Annotated in this window: 22 protein-coding genes; 1 reads left to right on the top strand and 21 read right to left on the bottom strand. The window is 70.0% G+C overall.

The window, feature by feature from the left end; all coding sequences use genetic code 11:
• Positions 1–193: 193 nt before the first annotated feature.
• From dprA to OHU89_RS35085, 15 genes are all read right to left on the bottom strand, one after another.
• The gene (gene dprA, locus OHU89_RS35155) at positions 194–1,357 is read right to left on the bottom strand and encodes a DNA-processing protein DprA (protein ID WP_405648973.1); all 1,164 of its coding nucleotides are present in this window, start codon (positions 1,355–1,357) and stop codon (positions 194–196) included.
• A complete protein-coding gene (locus OHU89_RS35150; protein ID WP_405648972.1) occupies positions 1,354–2,979 on the bottom strand; it encodes a YifB family Mg chelatase-like AAA ATPase in 1,626 nt (541 codons plus the stop codon). Before OHU89_RS35150 ends, dprA begins: the two co-directional genes overlap by 4 nt.
• Position 2,980: 1 nt before the next feature.
• Complete coding sequence (locus OHU89_RS35145) at positions 2,981–3,352, bottom strand: YraN family protein (RefSeq protein WP_405648969.1); 372 nt, start codon at positions 3,350–3,352, stop codon at positions 2,981–2,983.
• 107 nt (positions 3,353–3,459) lie between these two features.
• The gene (locus OHU89_RS35140; RefSeq protein WP_005311352.1) at positions 3,460–3,768 is read right to left on the bottom strand and encodes a DUF2469 domain-containing protein; all 309 of its coding nucleotides are present in this window, start codon (positions 3,766–3,768) and stop codon (positions 3,460–3,462) included.
• Between the two features lie 56 nt (positions 3,769–3,824).
• The gene (locus OHU89_RS35135) at positions 3,825–4,349 is read right to left on the bottom strand and encodes an NUDIX hydrolase (protein WP_266887503.1); all 525 of its coding nucleotides are present in this window, start codon (positions 4,347–4,349) and stop codon (positions 3,825–3,827) included.
• Positions 4,339–5,118, bottom strand: coding sequence for a signal peptidase I (gene lepB, locus OHU89_RS35130; RefSeq protein ID WP_266887505.1), 780 nt, complete (start codon positions 5,116–5,118; stop codon positions 4,339–4,341). The genes OHU89_RS35135 and lepB (OHU89_RS35130) overlap by 11 nt, the downstream gene beginning before the upstream one ends.
• A gap of 94 nt (positions 5,119–5,212) precedes the next feature.
• Entirely contained in the window at positions 5,213–6,172 is a 960-nt protein-coding gene (lepB, locus tag OHU89_RS35125) for a signal peptidase I (RefSeq protein WP_405648967.1), read from the bottom strand.
• On the bottom strand, positions 6,060–7,154 hold the full coding sequence (lepB, locus tag OHU89_RS35120) for a signal peptidase I (RefSeq protein ID WP_405648965.1): 1,095 nt from the start codon (positions 7,152–7,154) through the stop codon (positions 6,060–6,062). The genes lepB (OHU89_RS35125) and lepB (OHU89_RS35120) overlap by 113 nt, the downstream gene beginning before the upstream one ends.
• Positions 7,147–7,863, bottom strand: coding sequence for a signal peptidase I (gene lepB, locus OHU89_RS35115; RefSeq protein WP_267014781.1), 717 nt, complete (start codon positions 7,861–7,863; stop codon positions 7,147–7,149). The genes lepB (OHU89_RS35120) and lepB (OHU89_RS35115) overlap by 8 nt, the downstream gene beginning before the upstream one ends.
• Positions 7,864–7,910: 47 nt before the next feature.
• Positions 7,911–8,261: a 50S ribosomal protein L19 gene (gene rplS / locus OHU89_RS35110; RefSeq protein ID WP_046258836.1), complete on the bottom strand. Its 351-nt coding sequence runs from the start codon at positions 8,259–8,261 to the stop codon at positions 7,911–7,913.
• Between the two features lie 133 nt (positions 8,262–8,394).
• Positions 8,395–9,228: a tRNA (guanosine(37)-N1)-methyltransferase TrmD gene (gene trmD, locus OHU89_RS35105; protein WP_266887515.1), complete on the bottom strand. Its 834-nt coding sequence runs from the start codon at positions 9,226–9,228 to the stop codon at positions 8,395–8,397.
• The gene (gene rimM, locus OHU89_RS35100; RefSeq protein WP_266887517.1) at positions 9,225–9,770 is read right to left on the bottom strand and encodes a ribosome maturation factor RimM; all 546 of its coding nucleotides are present in this window, start codon (positions 9,768–9,770) and stop codon (positions 9,225–9,227) included. The genes trmD and rimM overlap by 4 nt, the downstream gene beginning before the upstream one ends.
• A gap of 84 nt (positions 9,771–9,854) precedes the next feature.
• Positions 9,855–10,094, bottom strand: coding sequence for an RNA-binding protein (locus OHU89_RS35095; protein WP_005479813.1), 240 nt, complete (start codon positions 10,092–10,094; stop codon positions 9,855–9,857).
• Between the two features lie 2 nt (positions 10,095–10,096).
• Positions 10,097–10,516: a 30S ribosomal protein S16 gene (gene rpsP, locus OHU89_RS35090; RefSeq protein ID WP_046258839.1), complete on the bottom strand. Its 420-nt coding sequence runs from the start codon at positions 10,514–10,516 to the stop codon at positions 10,097–10,099.
• A gap of 268 nt (positions 10,517–10,784) precedes the next feature.
• Complete coding sequence (locus OHU89_RS35085; RefSeq protein WP_046258840.1) at positions 10,785–11,381, bottom strand: hypothetical protein; 597 nt, start codon at positions 11,379–11,381, stop codon at positions 10,785–10,787.
• 787 nt (positions 11,382–12,168) lie between these two features.
• Here OHU89_RS35085 and OHU89_RS35080 point away from each other — a divergent pair.
• Positions 12,169–13,026 carry an SAM-dependent methyltransferase gene (locus OHU89_RS35080; RefSeq protein WP_405648961.1) on the top strand — a complete coding sequence of 286 codons (858 nt, stop codon included), beginning with the start codon at positions 12,169–12,171 and terminating at the stop codon, positions 13,024–13,026.
• Between the two features lie 42 nt (positions 13,027–13,068).
• On the opposite strand, the gene ftsH is transcribed toward OHU89_RS35080, so the two are convergent.
• From ftsH to OHU89_RS35050, 6 genes are all read right to left on the bottom strand, one after another.
• The gene (gene ftsH / locus OHU89_RS35075) at positions 13,069–15,006 is read right to left on the bottom strand and encodes an ATP-dependent zinc metalloprotease FtsH (RefSeq protein ID WP_405648960.1); all 1,938 of its coding nucleotides are present in this window, start codon (positions 15,004–15,006) and stop codon (positions 13,069–13,071) included.
• Between the two features lie 103 nt (positions 15,007–15,109).
• Positions 15,110–16,663, bottom strand: coding sequence for a signal recognition particle protein (gene ffh, locus OHU89_RS35070; RefSeq protein WP_266887527.1), 1,554 nt, complete (start codon positions 16,661–16,663; stop codon positions 15,110–15,112).
• A gap of 220 nt (positions 16,664–16,883) precedes the next feature.
• Positions 16,884–19,337: a [protein-PII] uridylyltransferase gene (locus OHU89_RS35065; protein WP_405648959.1), complete on the bottom strand. Its 2,454-nt coding sequence runs from the start codon at positions 19,335–19,337 to the stop codon at positions 16,884–16,886.
• Between the two features lie 25 nt (positions 19,338–19,362).
• Positions 19,363–19,701 carry a P-II family nitrogen regulator gene (locus OHU89_RS35060; protein ID WP_003997576.1) on the bottom strand — a complete coding sequence of 113 codons (339 nt, stop codon included), beginning with the start codon at positions 19,699–19,701 and terminating at the stop codon, positions 19,363–19,365.
• Positions 19,698–21,035, bottom strand: a complete 1,338-nt coding sequence (locus OHU89_RS35055; RefSeq protein ID WP_266887531.1) for an ammonium transporter — start codon at positions 21,033–21,035, stop codon at positions 19,698–19,700. Before OHU89_RS35055 ends, OHU89_RS35060 begins: the two co-directional genes overlap by 4 nt.
• A gap of 313 nt (positions 21,036–21,348) precedes the next feature.
• Positions 21,349–22,842, bottom strand: a complete 1,494-nt coding sequence (locus OHU89_RS35050) for a hypothetical protein (RefSeq protein ID WP_405648957.1) — start codon at positions 22,840–22,842, stop codon at positions 21,349–21,351.
• Between the last annotated feature and the right edge of the window lie 312 nt (positions 22,843–23,154).

Here is a 23,154-nt window from a genome sequence, read left to right as displayed (position 1 = left end):
GCCGGAATCCCCGTGAGCGTAGCGTGACTGAAGTGTCGCGGTGTGCGAAGTGCGTGGCGGAAGCTGTGCGCAGATACGTTCCTTTGACCGCCCCGCCGGGTCACGGCGGTAGCTCTGCGTGACCGGGCGGCGGGGCCAACTGCGGGAATTCCCAAGGCTGTCGGGGATCCCCCGGACGGCCGAACACGCTCGGTCAACATCGACTCCGACCGCTCCGGACGGAGACCATCGCCTGGCGTGTCAACTTCCAGCCGTCGCCGTGTCGTTCGACGTAACCAAGTGATCGGAGCTCGTACAGTCTCGCGATCGCGTCGTCCTGCGTCGTCTGCGCACCGCTCCCGACCTCGGCCGCGGTCGCCGCGCCGCGTGACGGCAGCGCGGCGAGGACCCGCCGGGCGCCCGGTGGGAGCAGATCGCGCGGCAGGACGGGTCCTCTCCGGTCCGGGGCGAGCTCTCCCATGTCGCCGACCAGCTCGACGACTTCCTCGGCGTCCGTGACGAGCACCGCGTCCCCGCGCAGCAGCTCGTGCACCCCGGCGGAGAGTCCGCTGGTGGCGGGCCCGGGCACGCCCATGGTGTGCCGGCCGAGCCGCTGCGCCGCCCGCGCGGTGACGAGGGAACCGCTCCGATAGGCGGCCTCGACCACCACGGTCCCTCTGGTCAGCGCGGCGATCACCCGGTTCCGCAGCACGAACCTGCTCGGCGTCGGATGGTCGCCGGGCGGCAACTCCCCGACCACCAGGCCCTGTTCCGCGATCCTGGTGATCAACTCGGTGTGCCCCGGCGGGTAGGGCCGGTCGACCCCGCAGGCCAGCACGGCGACGGTGGCCCCGCCGGCGCCGAGGGCACCGCGGTGAGCGGCCCCGTCGACTCCGTAGGCTCCGCCGGAAACGACGACCCAGCCGCGCTCGGCGAGACCGCACGCGAGGGTGGCCGCCATATGCGCCCCGTACTCGGTGCACGCCCGGGCGCCCACGACGGCGACCGACCTGAGCGCCCACATCCGCAGGCTGGGCGCCCCGCGCACCCACAGCCCCAGGGGCCGCGCGTCACCGAGGTCGTCGAGCTGTCCGGGCCACTCGGCGTCCCCGGGACACACGAACCGCACCCCGGAGTCCCGCGCGACCCGCAGATCGGCGTCCGGCTCGGCCACCCTCCCCCGAGCCACCAGCCCGCCCCACCGCTTCCCGGTCACCCCCGGCAGCGAGACCTCCCGCCCCTCCCGCACCCGTCGGGCCACCTCACACACCCCGAACTCCCGCACCCACCGCCCGGCGACCTCGTCACCGGGCTCGACGACACGGGTGAGGAAGACACGGGCGAGGAGTTCGCCGTCCGGGTCCTGGCCTGCGTTCACGTGTGCGCTCCGATGGCCATCGGTACGCCCCTGGGGACCCCGGTGCGCAGTTGCAGCGCGAGGGCGACGTCGGTCGCGTCGGGGCGGTCGTGTCCGAGCAGGTCGGCGACGGTCCAGGCGACGCGCAGGACCCGGTCGAGTCCGCGGGCCGTCAGGACGCCGCGTTCGAGGTTGCGCTCGGCCTCGTCCATCGCGCCGGGTACCGCGTGCCAGCGGCTGCGCAGCTCACGGCCCGGCACTTCGCTGTTGGTCAGCCACGGGGTGCCGGTGAGGCGTGCCGCGGCCCGCTCCCTGGCCGCCCGCACCCGGTCGGCCACCGTCGCGGTCGACTCGCCCCGGGCGCCGCGCTCGGTGAGCTGGGCCCGGGTGACGCGGTCCACCTCCACCCGCAGGTCGACCCGGTCGAGCAGCGGACCGGAGAGCCGGGCCTGGTACCGGCGGATCGCCGAGGGCGGGCATTCGCAGAAGTCGTCGGTCTGCGAGAAGCGTCCGCAGGGGCACGGGTTGGCCGCCAGCACCATCAGGAACTTCGCCGGGAACCGCACGCCACCCGCGCTGCGGGCGATCACCACATGGCCCGCCTCCAAGGGCTGCCGCAGTGCGTCCAGGGCCTGGCTGCTGAACTCCGGGGTCTCGTCCAGGAAGAGAACTCCCCGGTGGGACAGCGACACCGCACCGGGCCGGGCGATGCTCGGACCGCCTCCGACGAGTGCCTGCATGGTGGCCGAGTGGTGCGGGGCGCAGTAGGGCGCGACGTCGATCAGCGGTTTGCCCGGCGGCAGCAGACCCGCCACCGAGTGCACCGCCGTGACCTGGAGCGACTCCACGCGGGTCAGCCGAGGCAGGACGGCGGGCAGCCGCTCCGCGAGCATCGTCTTGCCGGCGCCGGGCGGCCCCTGGAGGAACAGATGGTGGCCGCCGGCCGCCGAGACCTCCACCGCCGTACGGGCCGAACGCTGGCCCACGACGTCGGCCAGGTCGTGGCCGTAGTCCTGCTGTGCGGCGCCCATGCTGTGCATCCCCGTGGCCGCGCCGGTGCCCGGCACCCGCAGGCCCGCCATGAGCGGATCGGGGCGGCCCGGCTCGTCCGGCTCCTCGTCGGGAACCGGCTCGTCCGCGAGGACCGCGATCAGCTGTCGCAGACTGCGCACACCCAGCACGGAGACACCGGGTACCAGCGAGGCCTCGACGGCGGCGCACTCCGGCACGACGACCTGCTCATAGCCCGCGTCCGCGGCGGCCAGCACCGCCGGCAGGATGCCCCGGACCGGACGTACCCGTCCGTCGAGGCCCAGCTCTCCGATCATCACGATGTCGGCGAGCACCCGCGGGTCGATCCGCTCGGCGGCGCCGAGCACCGCACACGCGATGGCGAGATCGAAGCCCGAGCCGGCCTTCGGCACCGACGCCGGGCTGAGCCCCACCGTCAGCTTCTTCTGCGGCCACCCGCCACCCGAGTTCACGACCGCCGCCCGAACCCGGTCCTTGCTCTCCGTAAGACTCTTGTCCGGCAACCCCACCAGCGTGAACGCCGCCACCCCGGGCTCCAGATCCGCCTGGACCTCCACGACCACGCCCTCGACGCCCACCAGCGCCACCGAGCACGTACGAGCGAACCCCATGTCAGGCCACCCCCCGCGCGTGCTCGACGACGGGTGCGCCGCGGTTCGGCAGGACGACGCCCACCAGGTCGATGCGGACGCCGCCCGGCGGTGCTCCTCCGTGGGCGTGGATCCAGCAGGCGGCGAGACCCCGCAGCCGCTCCGCCTTCTCAGGGGTCACCGCGGCCATCGGATGCTCGAAGGCACCCGTCCGGCGTGTCTTGACCTCGCAGACGACCAGGACGTCCCCGTCCCGTGCCACGATGTCGATCTCGCCTGTCCTGCCACAGCGCCAGTTGCGCTCCAGGACCGTCATACCGGCCTCCGCCAGCCGCCGCGCGGCCAGCGTCTCGCCGTACCTTCCGAGTGCACTGCGTGCCTGATGTGTGTTCATGTCGGCACCACCTCCGGCGCCAACCGTCACGCACACCGGCCCACCAAGTTGATCTTGGTGGGCTACTCAGCGGTTGTGGAAAACTCCGTCACCCCGACGGGGCGACGTCAGCTGCCCGGAAGCTCCAGATCACTCTTGTTGAGCTCCTCGATGTTCACGTCCTTGAACGTGAGCACCCGCACCTGTTTCACGAACCGAGCCGGCCGATACATGTCCCACACCCACGCATCCGCCATCGACACCTCGAAGAACACCTCACCCTGAACCGAGTGCACCTGCATCTCGTAGTCATTGGTCAGATAGAAGCGCCGCTCGGTCTCGATCACGTACTTGAACAGACCGACGACATCGCGGTACTCCCGATAGAGCTTCAGCTCCATCTCGGTCTCGTACTTCTCGAGGTCCTCGGCGCTCATGGCATGTTCCCCTTCAGCCGTGCGGTCCCACCATTGTGCGCCAGTCCCGTCAGCCCCTAGACGATTTCGGGGTCGAGGGTCACGGGCGTGGCCGGGGGTCCTTCGTCGAGCAGCCTGCGGAGCAACTCGGCGAGTCTGGTCGGATACACCGTCTCATGTGCCCGGGTCAGTTCCTGACACGTCCACCAGCGCGCTCCGGAGACGCTGCGCCGCTCCAGCTCGGTCAGCGCCCCGGCCCCGGGCACCACATCCGACGTATGGGCCGTCCGCGCCAAGTAATACCACTCGTCCTGGTCCCACCGACGCCCCGCGAACGGGAAGGAGCACATCCGCCGCCAGAGCACCGGACCGAGCTCCACATCGGTGATGCCGGTCTCCTCCACGAGTTCCCGCAGAGCGGCCTGTTCACGAGTCTCGTCGCCCTCGATACCGCCGCCCGGGGTGAACCACCAGTCGTTCGTCGGATCGTCCGGTTCATGGCCGTGCAGCAGGAGGATGCGGTCGTCCGGGTCGAGGAGCACCACCCTGGCGACCTTGCGCAGTCCGCCCTCATAGGTGTCCGCCGAAGCCTCAGCGTGCACCCACGGGCTCCGTCCGGGTCCGGGAACGGCCGCGGCCGAGCAGTTTGGCGACCGGGCCGTAGGCGCCGCCGCCGAGGACGAGCACCGCACCGGCCACGATCAGGATCGTGATCGTCCGCAGCGGGCCCGGCGCGGAGAGCGCACCGAGCTTCTCGAAGCCGGTCGGCTCCTTCAGCATGCCGTTCATCGGCCATACGACGGCGTCGACGCGGGCCGTCACGGCGGACCGCGCGACCGTGCCGCTGGCGGCGTCCGTCAGATGGGCGCTGGAGTCCAGGGAGCCCTGCCGCTCGTCACCCAGCAGGAACAGACGTCCCTCGGGGACCGTCACGGACGGGATGGTCTTCCACTCGGCCGCGCTGCCCGCGGGCAGATACGGCTCGTCGATCTGCTTGCCGTTGACGGTCAGCTTGCCGTCCGTGCAGCAGGCGACCGTGTCGCCGCCGACCGCGACCACGCGCTTGACCACGGGGGCGTTGGACACCCAGGTCTTGTCGGTGAAGACGACGACATCGCCCCGGCGTATCTCACCGCCGTCGACACGCTGTGCCAGCACCCGGTTGCCGGCGTCGATGGTGGGCGCCATCGAGCTGGTGGGCACGGTGTACGGCCGGTAGACCACCGCTCCCCAGGCGAACCCGCCGAGGAACAGCACAAGGCCCAGCGCGACGGCCAGCCCGGACAGTCGCTGTCCGGTCCGGCTGCCCACCGGGCCCGTGTTCGTGCCTCCGCTGCGCGGGGCCGTACGTGTCGTGCTCTCGCCACCCATGGGTCCGCACCCTACCCGGCGGTACCCAACACGGTCAGCCCCTCACCAGCGACGAAGGTCACCCGCTCCGTAAAGGTTTCCCTAGGTCAGCCGGTCAGCGGGTCTCGGCCAGCTCGATCTTCCGCCGGCGCCAGAGCACCACCGGCACCGCAGCCGCGAGCGCGAGGCCCTGCGGGGCCACCGACAGCGCGGTGGAGGCGGCGGACCGGGCGCTCAGATCCTGGTCGAAGGTGTCCGGGACCGGCAGCGTGCCCCAGCGGTTGATCGGCCAGGCCTTCACGATGGCGCGTCCGACGACCTCGTCGACCGGGACCATGCCGTGGTACTTGTCGTCCTGGTTGTACCGCGAGTCACGCGAGTTCTGGCGGTGGTCGCCCATGACCCAGATGTAGCCCTCGGGCACCTTGACCTTGAACTGGCCGCCGATGTCGTCGACCGTGCACGGGGTGTTGCCCGGGTAGACGTACGCCGACTCGCTCAGCGCCTTGCCGTTGACCTTCACCGGACCGGTGCCCTTGCACTCGACGGTGTCGCCGCCGACGCCGACGACGCGCTTGATGAGGTCCTTCTCCTCGGCGGACGGCATCAGGCCGATCCAGCTGAGGAACGTCTGGATGGCGTTCGGGTCGGCGGTCGGCTCGCCGGCCAGCCACTGCGAGGGGTCGTGGAAGACGACGACCTCGCCGCGCTCGGGCTCCGAACCGAACCACGGGGTGAGCTTGTCGACCAGGACGCGGTCACCCTGCTGAAGGGTGTTCTGCATCGAATCGGAGGGGATCGAGAACGCCTGCACCAGGAACGTCTTGATCAGCAGCGCCAGGACGAGCGCGATACCGATCAGGATCGGCAGCTCCTTCCAGAAGGAGCGCTGGTTCTTCTGCTTGGGGGCCGAGTCGCCCGGCCCGTCGTCCCCGGGCTGTGTCCGCTCGTCCGCCGCGGAGTCACTCCCGGAGGTCACGGCGTCGTCCGTGGCCGGGTCGGCCGCGTCCACGGGGCGTCCGCGGTGCTCCTCGCCGTCGTGCCCGGACCGTGCGCCAACCGCCACATCCCCCACGCCAACTCCTTACTCTGTGCCGCCGCCTGCCCCATATACGGTGCAGGCCCACCACTCCCATAACGAGCGGGAGTTCCGCAGGGCTCGGGAGCTGGATCGTTCCGTTCGGATCGTCGGAGGCAACCCTATGCGACAGTTGGGGAGCCGCAGTCGACCCGGCGGCCGAGTCGGTAATGGATGAGTATGTTTTCGGCTCGTCGAGGCTGTTCCAGTGACCGAAGGGCCAGGCGATGACCCTCGCCCGTCCCACCACCGAGTCCTCGGAGACCGTACCGCCGTAGTCGGTGTCCTGATGCGCGCGGGAGTCCGCGGAGTTGGCCCGGTGATCACCCATCACCCACAACCGCCCCTGGGGGACGGTGATGTCGAACTCCTGCGTCGACGGAGCGTTGCCGGGATAGAGGTAGTCCCCCTCGGTGAGCGGGACGCCGTTGACGGTGACACGCCCTTCCGCGTCACAGCACTTGACCCGGTCCCCGCCGACGCCGACGACCCGCTTGATGAGGTCCTTCTCGTTGTCGGACGGCAGCAGGCCGATGAAGGTGAGCCCCTCCTTGATCTGCTTGATGACGACGGGGTCTTCCTTCTTCGTCGTCGTCTGCTCGTCCTGCAGCCAGCCGCCCGGGTCCTTGAAGACCACGACGTCCCCGCGCTGCGGCTTGGAGCCGAACCACGGGGTGAGCTTGTCGACCAGCACCCGGTCGCCGATCTGGATCGTCTGCTCCATGGAGCCGGACGGGATCACGAAGGCCTGCACGAGGAAGGTCTTCAGCACCAGGGCTATCAGCACGGCGACACCGACGAGAAGCGGTATCTCCTTGGCGGCGGAGCGCCTGCGGCGCCGCTTGACCTTGCGCTGGAGCTTGCGCCGCTCCGCGCGCGTACGACCGCCGGAGGGAGTGGAGGCACGCCGGACACCGGTGGGCAGAAGGTTGTCGGCGGCGTCGCTGGGCACACCGCGCGGTTTGCCGCGATTACCCATCGGCACCTGCCGCGGCGGGCACCCGCGCGTAGGCGTCGGGTCGGTGCAGCCGGGTCCAGTGCGCGGTCGGCCATACGACCCAGTCGGCGCGGCCGATCACCTCGGTCACGGGGATCATGCCGCCGCCGGGCGAGCCCAGGTGGTCGCGGGAGTCGCTGGACTCGCCGCGGTGGTCGCCGAGGACGAAGAGGGTGCCGTCGGGCACGACGACGTCGAAGTCCACCGAGGACGGAGAGTCACCGGGATACAGGAACGACGACTCGTCGACCGACCGGCCGTTCACCTTGATCCTCCCCTCCTTGTCGCAGCAGACCACGTGGTCTCCCCCCACACCCACTACGCGCTTGATGTAGTCCGCATCCCCGAAATACCCGGTTCCGTCGAACACCACTACATCTCCGCGCCGCGGCTCGGCACCGAAACGGTACGCCAACTTATTTACGAGAACCCGGTCCCCGATCCTCAATCCGTTTTCCATGGATCCGCTGGGAATCTGGAACGGTTGCGCCACGAAAGCGTTGAGGGACAGCAAAAACAGCAGGCAGACCAACAGGGTCAGGCTGATCCGGCCACCGGGAAGCCACTCGGTGATCCGTGACACCAACGCGAAACGCGACCGTCCCTCCTGACCCCCTGTGTCCGAGATCGCCTCGGATTCGGAAGGGCGGGAGGAGCGGTCGCGCTCCGTCTGCTGTGCTTCGGTGTCCATCGGGGCCAGATGCTATCCGGCCCCTCTGTGGACCTCGGAAGGCGAGATCAGTTGTCGCGCTTCTCCTTGATCTTCGCGGCCTTGCCGCGCAGCTCGCGGAGGTAGTACAGCTTGGCGCGACGCACGTCACCGCGGGTCACGAGCTCGATCTTCTCGACGATCGGGGTGTGCACCGGGAAGGTGCGCTCCACGCCGACGGAGAACGAGACCTTGCGGACCGTGAAGGTCTCGCGGACACCGGCGCCCTGGCGACGGATGACTACGCCCTTGAACTGCTGCACACGGGAGCGGTTGCCCTCGATGACGCGGACGTGGACGTTGACGGTGTCACCCGGGCGGAAGGCCGGGATGTCGGTGCGCAGCGACGCGCTGTCGACGGAGTCGAGCAGGTGAGACATTTCGTCTGCTTTCTTCACCCATGCCACAGGTCATAGGCGGGAGCTAGGTGTATCGGAGGATGTTGTCCGTGCCGGGGCGGGCGTCGTGTCCCCCTGTGGCAGGGGCGCACGCCGGACGACGCACAACAGCGACCTATTGTTCCACGTCGTCGACCCGACGCCAAAATCGGCCGTACGGCTCCCCTGCCGGATCGGGCGCCCAGCCCAGGATGGAGAGCATCTCGCGGTCCTTCTTGTCGAAGGCCTTGGGGTCGCAGCGCTCGATGAGGTCGGGCCGGTTGGCCGCGGTGCGCTTGAGCGCCTCGTCGCGCCGCCAGCGGGCGATCTTGCCGTGGTGGCCGCTGAGCAGCGTCTCCGGGATCTCCCGGCCGCGCCACCGGGGCGGCTTGGTGTAGACGGGGCCCTCCAGGAGGTTCGCCATGGCACCGGGCGCGAAGGAGTCGTCCCGGTGGGACTCGGCGTTGCCCAGGACACCGGGCAGCAGCCGGGCCACGGCCTCCGTGACGACGAGGACGGCCGCCTCGCCGCCGGCGAGGACGTAGTCGCCGATGGAGACCTCGTAGACGGGCATCCGGGTCGCGTACTCGTCGATGACGCGGCGGTCGATGCCCTCGTAGCGGGCGGGCGTGAAGACCAGCCAGGGCCGCTCGGAGAGCTCCACGGCGAGTTCCTGGGTGAAGGGACGGCCGCTGGGCGTGGGGACGATGAGGGCGGGCGCGTGGGAGCCCGTGTCATAGCCGTCGGCCAGCACGGAGTCCAGCGCGTCCCCCCACGGGTCGGTCTTCATGACCATGCCGGGGCCGCCGCCGTACGGGGTGTCGTCGACGGTGTTGTGGCGGTCGTACGTCCAGTCGCGCAGGTCGTGGACGTGGACGTTCAGCTGTCCACGTGCGCGTGCCTTGCCGACGAGGGAGACGTTCAGGGGTTCGAGGTACTCGGGGAAGATCGTGACGACGTCGAGCCTCATGCGCTGTCTTCCTTGGACGACGCGATCTCGGCCTGGTCGTCGATCAGCCCGGGCGGCGGGTCGATCACCGCCCGCTGCTCCTCGAGGTCGATCTCGGTGACGATCGACTCGACGAACGGGATCATCACCTCGCTGCCGTCGGGCCGCTCGACGATGAAGAGGTCCTGGGAGGGCAGATGCGAGATCTCGGTGATCCGGCCGACCTCCACGCCGTCCTTGGTGACCACGTCCAGGTCCATCAGCTGGTGGTCGTAGTACTCGTCCTCTTCCTCGGGCAGCTCCTCCGGGTCCACCTCGGCGATCAGGAGGGTGTTCCGGAGGGCCTCCGCGGCGCTGCGGTCCTTCACGCCCTCGAAGCGCACGATGAGGCGCCCGCTGTGGACGCGGCCGGTCTCGATGGTGAGGGGGCCGGTGGAGGCGGGGTCCGTGAGCAGTACGGCGCCGGGCCCGAGCCTCAGCTCAGGCTCGTCGGTGCGGACCTCCACGGTGACCTCGCCCTTGATGCCGTGGGCACGGCCGATGCGAGCGACTACCAGCTGCACTGTGCTTGTTCTCCTGTAGGTACGACTACGGGCCGGGGACGGCCCAGTGGCCCTCCCCGGCCCGAGCCGGTGCTGCGTTTGGCGTCAGCGGACGTGGTCGACGTCGACGAGGTCGACGCGGACACCACGGCCGCCGATGGCGCCCACGACGGTACGCAGAGCGCGTGCGGTGCGGCCGTTGCGACCGATCACCTTGCCGAGGTCGTCGGGGTGGACCCGGACCTCCAGCACACGCCCGCGACGCAGGTCGCGCGAGGCGACCTGCACATCGTCAGGGTTGTCGACGATGCCCTTCACGAGGTGCTCGAGAGCCTCCTCGAGCATGCTCAGGCCTCGGTCGACTCGGACTCGGCGGCAGCCTCGTCCTTCTTCTCAGCCTTCTTCTTCTGGGTGATGGCCTCACCCTTGCCCTCGTCGTCGCCACCGAGGGCGTCGAACACCGGGCGCGTGGCCTTCGGCTCGGCCACGAGCAGCGGAGCCGGGGCGGGCAGGCCCTTGAACTTCTGCCAGTCGCCGGTCAGCTTGAGGATGGCGAGGACGGGCTCGGTCGGCTGCGCGCCGACACCCAGCCAGTACTGCGCGCGCTCCGAGTCGACCTCGATGCGCGAGGGGTTCTGCACCGGGTGGTACAGGCCGATCTCCTCGATCGCACGGCCGTCACGACGGGTGCGGGAGTCGGCGATGACGATGCGGTAGTGAGGCGAACGGATCTTGCCCAGACGCTTCAGCTTGATCTTGACTGCCACGGGAGTGGGTTCTCCTGGATTTGACGTGGTTGGGCACGGCGAGATTGCCGCGTGGGGTTGCGGTACCCGAGTGCCCGATGGACGCGTCAGCCGGAGGCGAGAGGGTTCCTGTGCGGCTGTCGAGTACAGCTAGCCATTGTGCCATACCCGGCGGGTCGCGTCGGACGGAGCCCGCGGCGGGGCACGCCTGAGGGGCACCCGGCAGTGCAGGGTGCCCCTCAGGCGTCGTTCCGGCACCCACGAGATGCCGGTACTCCACCGGCCGCGACTACGCGGCCCCGAGTACCTCGGGAATCCGGAACGGCTTGCCGCACCCTCCGCAGACGATCGGCGCCTGCGCCAGGACCGACGGGACGACGCGCACATTGCGACCGCAGTCGCAGACCGCCTTGACGCGTACGCCGCCGCCGGACGAGCCGTGCCGGGCGGCCGGGCCGCGGAAGGAGCGGGCCGTGTCGGCCGAGGTGGCCGCCGTGTGGGCCTTCAGGGCGCGCTGGAGCCGCTCGATGGTCGGGCGGTAGCGGCGCTTGGCCTCGGGGTTGAGCGTGACCAGTGAGAAGCCACTGCTGGGGTGCGGCTCCTCGGGATGGTCCAGGCCCAGCTCCTCGGCGATCGCGAGGAATCTGCGGTTGTGGTAGCGGCCGGCGCGGGAGGTGTCACGGACGCCGCGGGAGGCGGCGATCCCATGGACTGCCTCGTGGAGCAGTCGCTCGAAGGAGAGCTCGTGTCCGCACGCGGACGACGACTCTCCGATCAGGGACTCTGGCGCGGCGAGATCGGGCAGCTCGGGGTGGTACCGCTGAATGTCGGCCCACGCCTGCGCCAGCTCGGCGGCGAGAACAGGTGGTGTCTGTGTCGTGCTCACGTAATGACAACGAGCCGGAGTGCTCCAGTGTTCCGATTCCGGGGCATCCCAAATAATTTGCACGTACCCGTCAGTTGCCGCTGATGCGTCCTGACGAGGGCGGGTGCGCTGATCTGCGGAGAAGCCTCACAGCTCGTACTAAGCCGGTACGTAGGCTGATATACGACCCGCCACGTAGACGGTGTCCGCGCGCCGGGGCGACTGTGGTCCGCGGATGCGCAAGAGGCGTTTCGGTCGCTCTCCCGCCGGAAGGGCGCTACCTCAATCAGCGCGCGCGACGACCGCGACGTTACCGGGCGCCTTGTCCCCGTCGCCAACCGACCCGCCCGCGGCGACCAGACACCGTACGATCACCGCGATCCCGGCCGGCATCGCCGTGCCGCTCTCCAGGTCACGGGCCCGATCCCGATCCGTCCCGGCACGCTCCGACCGCCGGGCTCGCGGACCTTGGCCAGAACCGCCTCGTCGCCCTTGATCGCCATGACGGCGGCCTGGATCCGTTCCCAACGGACCACGTTCGCCCACTGGTTGATCACCGGCAACCATCTCCGCCTGCGCCGGCTCCCACAGCCCGTACCCGTACAGACGGATGACCATGCTACGGCTCCAGGTTGCCGGGATGTGAAATCTCGCCGGGTGCACAGCGAACCCACAAGCCGGGCCCCACAGACCCTGGACGCGCGCCCGAGTGCGGAGTTATCTGGCATACGGGGGGAGAGCGAGCGCACGTCACGGGGGCTAGGGAATCGGGCACAGCAGCAACTCTCGGCGGATTGGGGCGCTTTCGATGACACCTACGCTCGTGCGGCAGCACCTGACTCATACGGGAGAGGAGCCCCGTGTGGACCGGTGTGCACGCGCGCGTGACTGGTCCGAGATCCAGGAGCGGATGCTGGTTCCGCTCTACGAGGCCGTCTACGAGCGACTCGAAGTGGGCACCGGCACCCGGGTGCTGGGCCTCGGCTGCGGCAGCGGACTCGCCCTGCTGATGGCGGCATCAAGAGGGGCCGCGGTCACCGGTGTCGACTCCTCGGCCTCCGAACGACTGGCGCTGGCCCGGGAGCGGCTGCTGCCCGAGGCGTGGGGCACGCGTACGCGTGCGGAGACCCGGATCGTCGACGGTCACCCTCGGGACGCGGCCGACGCGGAGACGCCCGCGTACTCCCTGGTGACCGCTTTCGAGCCCATCGGGTGTCTCGCGGGCGACTCGGAGGGGCTCGCCGGGCTGCTCGCCGCGGCGGCGCCGCTCGTCGAGCGGGGGGCGCCCGTGGTGCTCGCCGGCTGGGGTCCGCCGGAGCGTTGCGCGACGTCGTCCGTGCTGCGGGTGGCCACCAAGCTGGCGGATCCGCTGCGCAGCACGGGCAGTTGGCGCCCCGCCCTTCGTGACGACCTGGAGGAGGTGGCCCAGCGGGCGGGCCTCAAGCCGGACGGCTCCGGCCGGGTCGCCTGCCCCTTCGGGTACGCCGACGTGGACAGCGCGCTGCGGGGCCTGCTCTCCACGGGCCTCTTCGACGCGGCGATCTCCGCGACGGACCAGGCCCAGGTCGACAAGGAGGTCAAGGAGGCCCTCCACCCGTACCAGCGCCGGGACGGGACGGTGTGGATGCCGAACGTGTTCCGGTACCTGATCGCGCGCGTGCCCTGAACACCCACGCGGGATCGGCCTGAACGGGACAGAGCAGCGCGCCTAGCCATCGTCCTTGGTCAGCCGTGTGATCCCCGCGATCCGGTACGCGTCCGCCTCCTCCAGCGTCTCGTTCGCCAGCAGGGCCTGGGCGAGGGCGTCCAACTGGTCGCGGTGGTCGCGGAGTTTGCGGCAGGCCTCCTCGTAGCAGTCGTCCACGATCCGGCGCATCTCGTGCTCGATGACGTCCAGGGTCTGCGGGGCCGCCGAGAGACCGTAGGCCTGCTGGGCGTCACTGGGCAGCGCGGACAGCCGGCCCACGCGCTCGCTCATCCCCCACCGTGCGACCATGCCGCGCGCGATGTTGGTGACCTGTTCGAGGTCGTTCTCCGCACCGGTGGTGATGGCGTCGTAGACGACGCGCTCAGCGGCCATGCCACCGAGTGCGCCGATGATGCGGCCGCGCAGGTACTCCTCGGTGTACGCGTACCGGTCCGCGTCCGGGGTCGACAGCGTCACGCCGAGGGCCCGCCCGCGCGGCACGATGGTGATCTTGCGGACGGGGTCGGCGCCCGGCTGCAGCATGCCGAGGAGCGCGTGTCCGCTCTCGTGGTAGGCGGTGCGGCGGCGCTCCTCCTCGGGCATCACCAGCGGGCGTTCGGCGCCCAGTTGGACCTTCTCCAGCGCCTCCGACAGGTCGGTCTGTGTGACCCGCTCCTGCTTGCGCTTCACCGCCAGCAACGCCGCCTCGTTCGCCAGGTTGGCCAGTTCGGCGCCGGTCATGCCCGGGGTCGTACGGGCGACCTGGGCCAGGTCGACGCCGTCGGCGAGCGGGATCTCGCGGGTGTGGATCTCCAGGATCGCCTCCCGGCCGCCCCGGTCCGGGGGCGAGACCATGACCACCCGGTCGAAGCGGCCGGGACGGGTCAGAGCCGGGTCCAGGACGTCGGCCCGGTTGGTCGCCGCGATGACGATGACGCCCTCCGAGCCGGAGAAGCCGTCCATCTCGGTGAGGATCTGGTTGAGGGTCTGCTCGCGCTCGTCGTGGCCGCCCATGCCCGAGCCGGCGCCGCGGGCCCGGCCGATGGTGTCGATCTCGTCGATGAAGATGATCGACGGAGCCACCTTGCGCGCCTCGGCGAACAGTTCACGCACGCGTGAAGCGCCGACGCCCACGATCATCTCGATGAACTCGGACGCGGAGGCCGAGAAGAAGGGCACACCCGCCTCGCCGGCGACGGCGCGCGCGAGCAGTGTCTTCCCGGTACCGGGCGGACCCGCGAGCAGGACACCGCGCGGCATCTTGGCGCCCATCTTCCGATAGGCGTCCGGGTTCTTCAGGAAGTCGACGACGTCGTTGAGCTCACCCTCGACCTCATCGATGCCCGCCACGTCCTGGAACGTCGTGCGCTTCTCCCCCGACTCCAGCTCGACCGGCTTGGGCGGGGCCTTGCGCCCGAGCATCCCGCCGGCGCCGCCCATCCCCGCGCTCATCCGCCGCGCGATGAAGATCCACAGCACGACCAGGAGCAGCATCGGGGCCAGCGAGATCAGCAGGTTGGACAGGAAGCTGCGCTGCTGGACGACCGGCTCCGCGGTGACGGTGACGTCGTGCTTGGTCAGGTCCTCCCAGAGCTGGTCGTCCGCGAAGGTCGGCCGCTCGGTCTTGAACTTGGTGTAGGTGCCGTCGCCGTCGGGGTCGTCCTGCTTCTTCTTGAGCTGGCCCTGGATCGCGTCGCCCTTGGCGTAGATCTTGCTGACGTTGCCGTCGTCGACCTGCTTGCTGAACTCGGTGTACGAGATCGTCGGCTCGTCGCCGTCATTGAAGTACGACAGCACGAGGTTGGCGATCAGGAACACGATCAGCGCGGTGAGGAGCAGGCTCCACCAGCCCCCGCGCGGCTTCCGCCCGCCGGGCTGCGGCTTCGGCGGCTCCTGCGGGGTGCCCTCGGTACGCCAGGGCTGGTCGGGGGATTTCCGCGACGGCGCAGGGTTGGTCATATCCGGACGTTACGACAGGAAAGCGACACGGGCATGTGCGCCTACGTCGCTGGGGGCGCCCTCCACGACGGAGGGCGCCCCCAGCGGCGTACGGAACGAATCGTCAGCCCATGAACTTCTTGAACTCGTCCGGCAGCTCGAAGTCCTGCGGGGCCTGCTGGCCCGGCACACCGAAGGCGTTGCCACCCTGGGCGCCCGCGGCCTTGCGCGCGGCCTCCTCGGCCTCCTGCTGCTTGCGCTTCATCGGGTTGCCGGAGCGCTGCTTGCCCTTGGCCTGCTTCGGCTGCTTCTTGGCGCGACCGGGGCCGCCACCCATGCCCGGCATCCCGGGCATCCCCGGCATGCCGCCGCCCTGGGCCATGCGGGACATCATCTTGCGGGCCTCGAAGAACCGCTCGACCAGGTTCTTGACGGCACTGACCTCGACGCCGGAGCCCTTGGCGATACGGGCGCGACGGGAGCCGTTGATGATCGTCGCGTCCTGGCGCTCGGCGGGGGTCATCGACTTGATGATCGCGGCCGTGCGGTCGACGTCCCGCTCGTCCAGGTTGTTGATCTGGTCCTTGATCTGGCCCATGCCCGGGAGCATGCCGAGCAGCTTGGAGATGCTGCCCATCTTCCTGACCTGTTCCATCTGGGCCAGGAAGTCGTCCAGGGTGAAGTCCTGGCCCTTCTTGGACGCCAGCTTGGAGGCCATCTTCTCGGCCTCTTCCTGACTGAACGTCTTCTCCGCCTGCTCGATCAGGGTGAGCAGGTCACCCATGTCGAGGATGCGGGAGGCCATCCGGTCAGGGTGGAAGGCGTCGAAGTCGTCGAGCTTCTCGCCGTTCGACGCGAACATGATCGGCTTGCCGGTGATCTGCCGGATCGACAGGGCCGCACCACCGCGGGCGTCACCGTCGAGCTTGGAGAGCACCACGCCGTCGAAGCCGACGCCGTCGCGGAAGGACTCGGCGGTGTTGACCGCGTCCTGGCCGATCATCGCGTCGACGACGAAGAGGATCTCGTCGGGCGAAACGGCGTCCCTGATGTCCGCCGCCTGCTGCATCATCTCCTGGTCGATGCCGAGGCGGCCGGCGGTGTCCACGATCACGATGTCGTGGACCTTGGACTTGGCGTGCTCGATGGAGTCCTTGGCGACCTTGACCGGGTCACCGACTCCGTTGCCGGGCTCCGGCGCGAAGACGGCCACGCCCGCGCGCTCGGCGACGACGCTGAGCTGGTTCACGGCGTTGGGACGCTGGAGGTCGGCGGCGACGAGGAGCGGCGAGTGGCCCTGCTCCTTCAGCCAGTGGCCGAGCTTGCCGGCGAGGGTGGTCTTACCGGCACCCTGCAGACCCGCGAGCATGATCACGGTGGGCGGCTGCTTGGAGAAGCGCAGTCGCCGGGTCTCACCGCCGAGGATCGTGACGAGTTCGTCGTTGACGATCTTCAGAACCTGCTGGGCCGGGTTCAGCGCCTTGGAGACATCGGAGCCGAGCGCGCGCTCCTTCACGTTCTTGATGAACGTCCGGACGACGGGCAGAGCCACGTCCGCTTCGAGGAGGGCGATGCGAATCTCGCGGGCCGTGGCGTCGATGTCCGCCTCGGACAACCTGCCCTTGCCGCGGAGATTCTTGAAAGTCGCGCTGAGGCGGTCGGAGAGGGTATCGAACACGGCGGCGTCGGTCCTCGGAGTCGGGGGCGTTTGGACTGCCCTCCAGGGTATCCGGCCCGGCAAGCAAATCGTCCCCGCCCGCTGGGTTGAGCGGACGGGGACGGAAAGCGCCGCGCCGGCGCGGAGCGGATCGCACGCATGCCGGCCTCGCGGAGGCGTGCCGGATCACCCCCACGTCAGCGGGGAACACACCCTGCTGTCGCGCACCATGGCCGCCAGCTCACGCCCGCAGCGTCTCCTCCAGCTTCCGCGCCACGCTCGACGCCTCCTCCCCCGGTAGCGGCGCCCCCTCGGCCCCCGTGACATAGAACGCGTCGACGGCGTTGGCGCCCAACGTGGACACATGCGCGCTGCGCATCCGCACCCCCGCCTCCTCCAGCGCCCGTCCGATCCGGAACAGCAGCCCCGGTGCGTCCTGCGCGCGTACCTCGATCACCGTGGCCAGCCGGGACGCGGCCGGATGGACAGTCACCCGTGCCGCGGGCGCGATCACACCGCGCCTGCGTGGATACGCGGCGTCCCGCTCGGCCAGTCGCCCGGCGATGTCCAGCGAACCGTCCAGCGCCCGCACAAGATCCGCGCGCAGTCGCGCCGCCTGCGGCAGGGAGCCGTACTCCGCCGCCACCCGCCAGTTCAGCAGCAGCACCGAGCCGTCGACGCCGTCCGGCAGGTCCAGGGCGCGCAGCTCGGCCGTGCGGACGGTCAGGCGGTGCATGGCGAGCACGCCGGCCACCGCGGGCAGCACGCCTGCCCGGTCGGGTACGGCGATCAGCAGCTCCACACCGAGCGGCTCGGGATCGCCGGCCGGCTGTCCCTCCACGAGAGCCGGCGGCTCGGTCTGCGCGCGCAGCGACAGCACCGGGCTGCCCGTCGCGATCGCCTCGATGGCGAGCCGCTCCTGTTCGGCGGTGGGCGCGGCGGCCTCGGGTTCGTCCAGGTCGTCGCCGGCGAGCACGGCCGAGACCCGCTTGACCAGGTCGGCGACGAGCGAGCCCCGCCAGGACGACCAGGCGGCCGGCCCGGTGGCCAGCGCGTCGGCCTCCGTCAGGGCGTGCAGCAGTTCGAGGGTGCCCTGCGAACGGACCGCCTCGGCGACCGAACGGACCGTCGCCGGGTCCTCCAGGTCACGCCGGGTGGCCGTGTCCACGAGCAGCAGGTGATGACGTACGAGGGACGCGAGCACCGCCACGTCCTCGCGGTCGAAGCCGATCCGGCTCGCCACGTCGCGCGCGATGATCTCGCCGGCCACGGAGTGGTCGCCGGGCCACCCCTTGCCGATGTCGTGCAGCAGCGCGGCGACGAGCAGCAGGTCGGGACGGTGGACGCGCCGGGTGAACTCCGAGGCCCGCACCGCGGTCTCGATGAGGTGCCGGTCGACCGTCCAGATGTGCACCGCGTTGCGCTGCGGCCGGCAGCGCACCCGCTCCCAGTCGGGGAGCAGACGTGTGATCAGCCCCTCGGCCTCCAGCGCCTCCCAGACGTCGATCGTCGGGGCGCCGGAGCCGAGCAGGGTCACGAGCTGTTCGCGCGCCTCGGCGGGCCAGGGCGTGGGCAGGGGGCGCACATTGGCCGCCATGCGCCGTACGGCGTGCAACGACAACGGCAGGCCCGCCTGCGCGGCGGCCGCGGCGGCCCGCAGCGGGAGCACGGGGTCGCGCTCGGGACGCGCGGCGCGGGCGAGCACCACCTCGCCGTCCTGCTCGACCACGCCCTCCGCCAGCGGCGACCTGTCCGCCACCGGCTTGCCACCGCCCAGCATGGCGCGCAGCCGCGGCCGTACGGCCCGCGAACGCAGCACGCGCCCCACTTCGCGCCAGGTGACATCACTGGCGTACGAGATGACCCGCGCCGCCTCGTACACCTGCCGCAGCAGCGTGTCCGCGTCGAGCAGTCCGAGCTCGGCGGCGACCTGGTCCTGTTCCTGGAGCGCGAGCCGGTCGGTCGCGCGCCCGGTGGTGAGGTGCAGGGCGTCGCGTACGTCGAGCAGCCGGCGCCGGGCGTCGTCGAGGCCCTCGCGCGGGGCGTCGGCCAGCCAGGAGGCGGCGACCGCGCGCAGGGCGGTGGCGTCCCGCAGTCCGCCGCGGGCTTCCTTCAGGTCCGGCTCCAGCAGGTACTGGAGCTCGCCCTGGCGCTCGGCGCGCTCGGCGCACAGTTCCTGGAGCTCGGGGAGGCGCTTGGGCGCCTGGTTGCGCCAGTCGGCGAGGACGGCGGTGCGCAGTCCGGCGGTCAGGCCCAGATCACCGGCGAGGTGACGGGCGTCCAGGAGACCGAGTTGGACTTTCAGATCCTCCGCGGCCGTCTTGCGGGCTTCGGCAGGCGTCCGCACGGAGTGGTCGAGGGCGAGGCCCAGGTCCCAGACCGGGTACCAGAGACGGTCGGCCAGGGTCGCGACCGCGCCGGAGTCGCTGCCGTCGTGCAGCAGGAGCAGGTCCAGGTCGCTGCGCGGGGACAGCTCGCCACGGCCGTAGCCGCCGACCGCGACCAGGGAGACCCCGCGCAGTGCCTCGGCGCCCGTGTCGAAGAGCCCCGACAGCCAGTCGTCCGTCAGTTCGGCGAGGGCCGAACGGCGCGGCGGCCCGGACTGCGCCCCCTCGGTGAGGAGGCGCAGCCGGGCCGCCGCGTAGCCGCTGGGTCCCGAGTCTTCTGCTTCTTTACGCACGTCCGTACTCGACACCCAGCAGCTCCTAAATCTTCTTCTGTCAGAGCGCGTCGGGTCCGCGCTCGCCGGTCCGGACCCGTACGGCCGTCTCGACCGGAAGGGACCAGACCTTGCCGTCACCGATCTTGCCGGTGCGGGCGGCCTTGACGATGACGTCGATCAGCTGCTCGGCGTCGTCGTCCTCGGCGAGGACCTCGATGCGGATCTTGGGGACCAGGTCGACGGTGTACTCGGCACCGCGGTAGACCTCGGTGTGGCCCCGCTGACGACCGTAACCGCTCGCCTCGGTGACCGTCAGGCCGTGCACTCCGAAGGCCTGGAGGGCTTCCTTGATCTCGTCGAGCCGGTGGGGCTTGACGACTGCGGTGATGAGCTTCATGCGTCCACCTTCTTGCCCGCTCCTGCGGCGGCCGGAGCGGCCGCGGCCTTGGCGGAACCGCCACCGGCACCGCTGAAGTCGTATGCGGTCTCGGCGTGCTCTGCCTGGTCGATACCGGCGACCTCTTCGTCCTCGGTGACCCGCATGCCGATGGTCTTGTCGAGGAGGAAGGCGAGGATCGCGGAGGCGATCAGGGAGTAGGCGAGGACGCCGCCGACACCGGCGAGCTGCTTCCACAGCTGGTCGAACTTGTGGTCGCCGTAGAAGACACCGGCCACGTCCGACTGGCCCTTGCCACTGGCGAAGAAGCCGATCAGGACCGAGCCGACGACACCGCCGACGAGGTGGACACCGACGACGTCGAGCGAGTCGTCGTAGCCGAACTTGTACTTCAGGCCGACTGCCATGGCGCACAGGACACCGGCGATGGCACCGACCGCGATCGCGCCGATCGGGGTGACCGCACCACCGGACGGGGTGATGGCGACCAGACCGGCGACCGCGCCGGAGGCGGCGCCCAGCGTGGTGAACGCGCCGTGGCGGATCTTCTCGTAGATGAGCCAGGCCAGCATGGCGGCGGCGGTGGCGACCTGCGTGTTGACGAACATCAGCGTGCCGACACCGTCATCGTTGCCGAGCCACGAACCGGCGTTGAAGCCGAACCAGCCGAACCACAGCAGACCGGCGCCGAGCATGACCAGCGGGAGGCTGTGCGGGCGCATCGGGTCCTTCTTGAACCCGACGCGCTTGCCGATGACCAGGATCACGCCGAGCGCCGCGGCACCGGCGTTGATGTGGACCGCCGTACCACCGGCGAAGTCGATCACGCCCAGCTCGAAGGCCCAGCCGCCGGTGCCCCAGACCCAGTGGGCGACGGGGAAGTACACGATCGTGGCCCACAGCGCGATGAACAGCGCCCAGGCGGAGAACTTGACACGATCGGCCAGCGCACCGCTTATCAGGGCAGGCGTGATGATCGCGAACATCAGCTGGAAGACCATGAAGGCCAGGACCGGGATGTTGTACGGGAGCCAGAGGTCACCCTTGTCGATCCCGCTGAGCCCGACGAAGTCCGACGTCCAGCCGACGAGGCTGCCCTTGTCGGCGCCGAAGGCGACGGAGAAGCCGTACAACACCCACAGGATGGTGATGATCCCCATGCTGATGAAGCTCATCATCAGCATGTTCAGGGTGCTCTTGACGCGGACCATGCCTCCGTAGAAGAAGGCAAGACCCGGGGTCATGAGCAGCACCAGGGCGGAACAGATGAGCATGAAGCCCGTGTTGGCGGGCGACAGCTCTACGTCTGCCGCCATCGTGATGGCTGGTGCCATCGGCGTCTCCTCGTCGTTGGTACGGCCCCGTGCGGGCGAAGCCTGAGCGGATTGAGGGGTGGGCCGGTTATGCGCCATGAGATTGGCGCAGCGCGGTTTCGTTGGAAGCCCCTCGTTGTTTCGCCGCCGTGACGAAGGCGCCTTACGTGTTACGCCTCGATGAACTGCCGGATGTTCGCCGGAAGGATCGTTATCGTGGCGCAACCTTCGGTGAAGGCAAGAAACCGGCCGCGGTCGGCCTTCCGAGGACCTGGCATGGGGGAGCCGAGTCGGGCAGTTCGGGAGGGCCGGCCGCGGCCGGGACTCAAGGAATTCAGACCGCTTCGGCCGTCTCCGGAAGCTCGATGCCGAGCTTCTCGGTGAGATCCACAACCTCGGCGAGATCACCGAAATCGCGTACGGCCGTGTCCACCGTCTTTCGGATACGAGTGTTGACCCGCTCGGAGCGGACCTTCTTGGCGATATGCATCGACTCCTCGGCCAGCACCGCGCTGCGCTCGGGCTCGCGCTGGAGCAGGTGCACGGTGGCCATGCCGATCAGGTTGAGTGCGTACGACCGCTGGTGCTCGGCGTCCTTGGCGAAGAGGTCCACGGCCCGCTGCATCAGGGGCTCGGCCAGGGAGGCGTACGTGGGGCTGCGGCCGGCGACATAGGCCAGGTCACGGTAGGAGTGGGAGTTCTCGCCGTACAGCTCGGCCTCGGAGAAGAAGCGGATCCAGTCGGGGTCCGGCTCGTCCCATTCGTCGGAGTCTGCGAAGGTGTCCTCGGCCATCCGCACGGCGCGCTTGCACTTGCCGGGCTGTCCCATGTTGGCGTAGGCGCGGGCCTCCATCGCATACAGCATCGACTGGGTGCGCGGGCTCGCGCAGTCCCGGCTGCCGTACTGCGCGAGGTGGATCAGCTCCAGGGCGTCGTCGGGCCGGCCGAGGTGGATCATCTGGCGGCTCATGCTGGACAGGACGTACGAGCCCAGCGGCTTGTCGCCGGCCTCCTTGGCTGCGTGCAGGGCCAGGACGAAGTACTTCTGCGCGGTGGGCTGGAGCCCGACGTCGTACGACATCCAGCCCGCGAGCTCCGCCAGTTCGGCGGCGACCTTGAACAGCTTGCGGGTGGTGGTGTCGGGCTGGGGTTCCTGGAGGAGGTCCGTGACCTCGTGCAGCTGGCCGACGACCGCCTTGCGGCGCAGACCGCCGCCGCACTGGGCGTCCCACTGCCGGAACATCACGGTGGTGGACTCGAGGAGGTCCAGCTCGGGCTGGGAGAGCCGGCCGACCCGGCGGGCCGCGGCCGCCGACTCGGGCTCGTGGTGCGAGGCGGACGGGGAGGGCACGAGCCAGCGCTGCATGGGCTCGATGAGGGACGGGCCCGCGGACAGGGCCAGCGAGGTCCCGAGGAAGCCGCGCCGCGCCAGCATCAGGTCGCTGCGCGAGAACTCGCTGAGCAGGGCCACGGTCTGCGGGCCCGTCCAGGGCAGGTCCACCCCGGACACGGACGGTGACTGGCGGGCGGCGCGCAGGCCGAGATCCTCGACCGAGACGACACAGCCGAACCGCTCGGAGAACAGCTCCGACAGGATCCTGGGGATCGGTTCACGGGGATTCTCGCCGTCCAGCCAGCGGCGGACGCGCGAGGTGTCGGTGGAGATGTGGTTGGCGCCCAACTGGCGGGCCCGGCGGTTGACTTGGCGGGCGAGTTCGCCCTTCGACCAGCCGCTGCGCACGAACCACGAGGTGAGCAGCTCATTGGGGCGCTTGTCGCCGTTCGCCGCGCTGCCGGCGCCCGTTCCACTTTCGCCGTTGCCGCTCACTGGAACGCCCCCATCCCTGAGACCACTTGTCGCTGAGTGCGCCAAGCCCTATCAGAATGCCGGTAAATACGGCCGCCCGTCCGGTACTTCTCACCCTTCGAACGGGATGCCGACTTGCCTCCGGCATACCCACAAGTGCATGTGCCCCCAGGACTCGTGCACTCAAAGTAATCCTACGATCACCCCTCCAGCCATGGCGATCCCGGAAACGCCACCATTCGCCACCCCTTCGAATGAACTCACGGTCGCCCGCACGCGATTCACTTGACATAGGACAGCCGGGAGTGGGCGGAACGGTGCACTCAGGGGCGC

This window comes from Streptomyces sp. NBC_00019 (genome assembly GCF_045041015.1).
Taxonomy (GTDB): domain Bacteria; phylum Actinomycetota; class Actinomycetes; order Streptomycetales; family Streptomycetaceae; genus Streptomyces.
This window is presented reverse-complemented; position numbering and strand designations above follow the sequence as displayed.